Below are 4,747 nucleotides of genomic sequence, written 5' to 3'. Positions count from 1 at the left end.
CGGAGGGACCGGTCGGGCCATGGTGCAGCGGACGACGGGCGGGCCCGGGGTGGGACGCGGCGGACGCGGCGGACGCGGCGGCGGGCATGCGGACGCCGTTCAGGTCGACCGAGCCGCTGTCCCGGCCGGACGCCTCGTGCGGTCCCGGCACATGGGCCGCCTGCGGCTGGCCCTGCGCGGCACCGTGCGCCGCAGGCTGCGCCTCGCTCCAGGCTCCCTGGGAGCCCGGCATGAAGAGCAGGTCGTCGTCATCGGCGGAAGAAGCGGCGGGGCCGGCCGGGGCCGTGAACGGATACGCACCCGGTGCGGGAACGCCCGGCTGCTGCGCCCCCATGCCCTGCACGGGCCCGGAAGGAACACCGTTGCCTGCGCCCTCCGGCAGTCCCTCGCCCGGGACCTGGCCGGTGTCGGTCATGCGTAACCCCTCGCCCATCGGTTAGTGCTTCTTCGACCGCCCCGCCGTCTTCGGCCGGGGAGGTCCCATCGCCCGGAGCGGCGCACCACCCGCCCGTCATCCTCAACGAGCGTGTGCGCCGAGCGGCACGAACCGCTCACCGGACAAGAGGTATTGTCCCGGTCGGTCCGCCGCCGTGGCAGCGTGATCGGCCACGGTCCGCTGTGGACTGCGCCACGTTGCGCGCCCTCCGGTGCTCCGCCGTACCACACGCACCCCCCAGTACGGGTGGATTTTCCGGACCCCGATCAGTGGATCGCCGGACACCCGAGTGCGGTACAACGATCGGCCAGCCTACCCCGCGCCGCCTCGCGGCAGGCTCACGGGGAACGGTCCAGGAGACGCCCCGAGAGCAGGAACGCAACCGTCCGCTTCTCCTCCCGCCAGGCCCGCGTGTCCAGTTCCACGGACTGGAGCAGGGCGCACTCCACGGCGTACCCGTGTTCGCTCAGGTCCCTGCCGATGAGTTCGGCGGCGTCGCGGGTCGCGGCGTGGGTGACGATGCGCTCCGGGCGGCGGTCGGCGACCGCGGAGACGACCGCCGGTCCCCCGCCGCCCACCCGCACGACATCGGGTTCGGGCAGGTCCTCAAGGACGTGCGGGGCGACACCGTGCACGGTCTGGGCCTGGACGCCGAAGCGGCGCACGGCCGCGGTGGTGCGGCCGAGGGCGTCGGCGTCCCGGTCGACGGCGATCACGGCGGCGCCGAAGCGGGCCGCCTCGGCGGTGAAGGCCCCGCTGCCGCAGCCGATGTCCCAGACGAGGTCCCCCACGCGCGGTCCGGTGCGGGCGAGTTGCGCGGCCCGCAGCCGGTCGTTCTCGCCCTCGCCGAGCCAGATGTCGCCGCCGTACTCGGCGGCGGGCAGCGCCCAGCCGCGCGGCGCGGCGGCCGGTTCGCGCCCGGCGATCCAGCCGGTGTCGGACGAGGCGGCGGCACCGCCGATGACGATGACGACGTTGGGGTCGCGCCAGGCGTGGTCGGCGGCCTTGTCGGAGGTGACCACCGAGACCCGCTCGCGGTCGGTGCCGAGCTCCTCGCAGATCACGAAGGTGCGGTGGACGCCTTCGAGCAGCAGGCCGAGTTCGGCGGGGCCCGCGCCCGGCGAGGTGAGGACGGCGACCTTGGCGTGGGCGCGGCAGACGTTCACGGCGCGGCGCAGGGTGCGGCGGTGGGCGACGACGACCTCGGCGTCGTCCCAGGGCATGCCCGCGCGGGCGAAGGCCTGGGCGACGGAGGAGACGGCGGGCACGACCTCGACCTCCAGGCCGAATTCGGGGGCGCGCAGGGTGCGTACGACACCGAAGAAGCCGGGGTCGCCGTCGGCGAGGACCACGGCGGTGCCGCGGTGGGCGGCGATGCGGCGGGCGGCGAGGCCCACGCTGCCGAGGCGGATCCGCTCCGCGCGGGCGGGGACCTCGTCCAGCGCCAGGTGGTGGGCGGCGCCCGCCACGAGCGTGGCGGCGCTGAGCGCGGAGCGTGCCGCGGCGGTCAGCGGCGTACCGTCCCAGCCGATCACCGTGACCCGGTCGGCCATCGTCGTTTCGTCTCCTGGGTTCTCGCGGGTCGGGTGTGCGGGGCGGTGGTGGTGCGGGGCGCGCCCTCGGGGGCGGCAGGCAGCGAGCGTACCCGCTGGACAGGGTGTGCGCCCGGGTGGCGCGGCCGCTCGCGCGCGCCGGAAGGAGGCGGGCTCAGTTCCAGTCGGAGAAGGCGGAGAAGCCGCTCTCGGCGAGGCTCTCGGAGACGCCTTCGAGGTCTTCGGGGAGCAGGCTCCAGACGATGAGGTCGGTGCGCGCGTCGAGCCAGCCGCCGAAGGGGTCGCCGCCGTTTCTGACGCGCGCTATCCAGGCGCCGCGCAGGACGCCCTCGCTGATGCAGCCGATCTTCTGGGCGACCTGCTGCGCGGCGGTGTTGTCGGCGGCGGTGCGCAGTTCGATGCGTTCGAACGCCTGGTCGTGGAAGAGCCACTGCGCGGTGGCGAGCGCGGCCTCGGAGGCGTAGCCCTCGCCGCGGGCCCAGGGGGCCACCACGTAGTTCAGCTCGGTGGAGCGCACCCGCCAGTCGGTGGCACGGAGTTGGATGATGCCCACAAGGCGCTGGGTGAGGAACTCGGTGACGGCGAGGACGATGCCGCGGCCCTCGGTGCGCTCGGCGGGGGCCAGGCCGGTGATCCAGGTGCGCGCGTGGTCCTCGGTGTAGGGCTCGGGGACGGACGTCCAGGCCGTGACGAGTTCGTCGTTCATCATCTCCGCGTACGCGGGGACGTCCGCCTCTTCGAGGGGGCGCAGCACCAGCCGCTCCGTGCTGATGGAGATGTCGGGGAAGACCGATGAGCCTGCCGCACCCGAGGAGGCTGTTGTCATGCGCCGCTCCATACCGTCATAGACCTCGTGCACCTTCGCCTTCAGGCCTTCCGAAGTGCCCAGCATGCAGCATGCACGGGCCCAGACGCACCACGGGGTCCTCTCCCGGCGAGGGAGGGGACCCCGTGAACGAGGCGGGGCCGAGCCGTGGACGAGTTGCCGGCGTCCCGCGCGCGGGACGCCGTCCGGCCGGTGCTCAGCGGGCGGCGACGGGCAGGACGGAGCCCTTGTACCTGTCCTCGATGAACTTCTTCACCTCGGGCGACGTGAGCAGCTTCGCCAGCTTCGCGATCCGCGGGTCGTCCTCCTCGCCCTTCTTGGCGGCGAGGACGTTGTTGTAGGGATTGCCCTTCGGGGACTCCAGGAGGATGGCGTCCTTCTTGGGGCTGAGCCCGGCGTCCAGCGCGTAGTTGTTGTTGATGACCGCCGCGTCGAGGTCGTCGAGCGAGCGCGGGAGCTGCGCGGGGTCGAGCGGCTTGATGTCCAGCTTCTTCGGGTTGGCGGTGATGTCGGCGGGCGTGGCGGTGCCGCCGACGCCCTTCTTGAGCCCGATCACGCCCCGGGAGGCGAGGAGCTGGAGCGCGCGGCCCTCGTTGGTCGTGTCGTTGGGCACGGCCACGGTCGCGCCGGTGCGGAGTCCGCGCACGTCCTTGGTCTTGTGCGCGTACACGCCCATCGGGGGCAGGTACACCTCGGTCACCGGGACCAGGTCCGTCTTCTTGGACGTGTTGAAGTCCTTGAGGTACGGGGTGTGCTGGTACAGGTTGGCGTCGAGGGAACCCTCCTGGAGCGCGGTGTTCGGCGTGACGTAGTCCGTGAACTCCTTGATCTCCAGGTCCAGGCCCGCCTTCTTGGCGAGGTGGTCCTTGACGTACGTGAGGACTTCGCCCGCCGGGGTCGGGGTGGCCCCGACGACGAGCGTGCCGCCGCCGGAGCCCTTCGGTCCGCCGTCCGTGCCCGCGCCGCACGCAGTGAGTCCCAGCGTGAGGGCGAGGGACCCGGCCGCGGCAGCGATGAGGGACGTACGCATGATCAGAACGCCGCGACGACGGCGCCGTCGTACTTGTCCTCGATGAACTTCTTGACCTCGGGCGAGGTGAGGAGCTTGGCGAGCTTCTTCACGCGCGGGTCGTTCTCGTCGCCCTTCTTCACGGCGAGGAAGTTGCCGTAGGGGTTGCCCTTGGCCTTCTCGGCGACGAGGGCGTCCTTGGCGGGGCTGAGCGCGGGCTTGGCCTCCAGGGCGTAGTTGCCGTTGATCACCGCGGCGTCGACGTCGGCCAGGCTGCGCGGCAGCGTGGGCGCCTCCAGTTCCTTGAACTTCAGGTTCTTGGGGTTCTTGGCGATGTCCTTGGGGGTCGCCTCGTAGCCGACGCCCTTCTTCAGCTCGATGATGCCGTTGTCCGCGAGGAGCTTGAGGGCGCGCGCCTCGTTGGTGGTGTCGTTGGGCACCGCGACGGTGGAGCCGTTCTTCAGGTCGCCGAGCTTCTTGAGGCTCTTGGAGTAGACGCCGAGCGGCTCCAGGTGAACCGTGGCCCCCTTGACGGGCACGATGTCCGTGCCGTTCTTCTTGTTGAAGTCGTCGAGGTAGGGCTTGTGCTGGAAGTAGTTGGCGAAGACCTCGCCCTGCTGCACGGCGGTGTTCGGCGTGACGTAGTCCGTGAACTCCTTGACCTCCAGGTCCAGGCCCGCCTTCTTGGCGAGGTTCTGCTGGACGTAGGTCAGGATCGCGCCCTGCGGCGTCGGCGTCGCGGCGACGATGAGCTTGCCGTCCTTGTCGGCGGCGGAGTCCTCGGAGCCGCAGGCGGAGAGCCCGAGGGTGAGGGCTCCGGCGGCGAGGACAGCGGTGGTGATCTTGGCGGTGTTACGCACGAAAAGTGCCTTTCTCCATGGGTGGTGCGGCCCCGCGCGGGTGGGCGGGGAAGATTGCGGGCG

At 71.9% G+C, this 4,747-nt stretch carries 4 protein-coding genes and 1 pseudogene; all 5 read right to left on the bottom strand.

Features of this window, described 5'->3' with window-relative positions:
• Positions 1-415 (bottom strand): annotated as a pseudogene (locus AB8Z36_RS31800) (hypothetical protein); the annotation flags it as partial.
• A gap of 359 nt (positions 416-774) precedes the next feature.
• Positions 775-1,989 (bottom strand): precorrin-6y C5,15-methyltransferase (decarboxylating) subunit CbiE, encoded by a 1,215-nt coding sequence (cbiE, locus tag AB8Z36_RS31795; RefSeq protein ID WP_369216853.1) that lies wholly within the window; start codon positions 1,987-1,989, stop codon positions 775-777.
• A gap of 154 nt (positions 1,990-2,143) precedes the next feature.
• On the bottom strand, positions 2,144-2,827 hold the full coding sequence (locus AB8Z36_RS31790) for a GNAT family N-acetyltransferase (protein WP_440582048.1): 684 nt from the start codon (positions 2,825-2,827) through the stop codon (positions 2,144-2,146).
• Positions 2,828-3,011: 184 nt separating this feature from the next.
• The gene (locus AB8Z36_RS31785; protein ID WP_369216851.1) at positions 3,012-3,845 is read right to left on the bottom strand and encodes a MetQ/NlpA family ABC transporter substrate-binding protein; all 834 of its coding nucleotides are present in this window, start codon (positions 3,843-3,845) and stop codon (positions 3,012-3,014) included.
• A 2-nt stretch (positions 3,846-3,847) separates the two neighbouring features.
• Positions 3,848-4,684 (bottom strand): MetQ/NlpA family ABC transporter substrate-binding protein, encoded by an 837-nt coding sequence (locus tag AB8Z36_RS31780; protein WP_369216850.1) that lies wholly within the window; start codon positions 4,682-4,684, stop codon positions 3,848-3,850.
• Positions 4,685-4,747: the final 63 nt, after the last annotated feature.

It is taken from the genome of Streptomyces flavofungini (genome assembly GCF_041028215.1).
GTDB classification, from domain to species: Bacteria; Actinomycetota; Actinomycetes; order Streptomycetales; family Streptomycetaceae; genus Streptomyces; species Streptomyces flavofungini_B.
This window is presented reverse-complemented; position numbering and strand designations above follow the sequence as displayed.

Bases quoted from the DNA above. Each gene is read 5' to 3' on its own strand.
- AB8Z36_RS31790 (WP_440582048.1), bottom strand. From the start codon at position 2,827: ATGGAGCGGCGCATGACAACAGCCTCCTCGGGTGCGGCAGGCTCATCG.
- cbiE (WP_369216853.1), bottom strand. From the start codon at position 1,989: ATGGCCGACCGGGTCACGGTGATCGGCTGGGACGGTACGCCGCTGACC.
- AB8Z36_RS31785 (WP_369216851.1), bottom strand. From the start codon at position 3,845: ATGCGTACGTCCCTCATCGCTGCCGCGGCCGGGTCCCTCGCCCTCACG.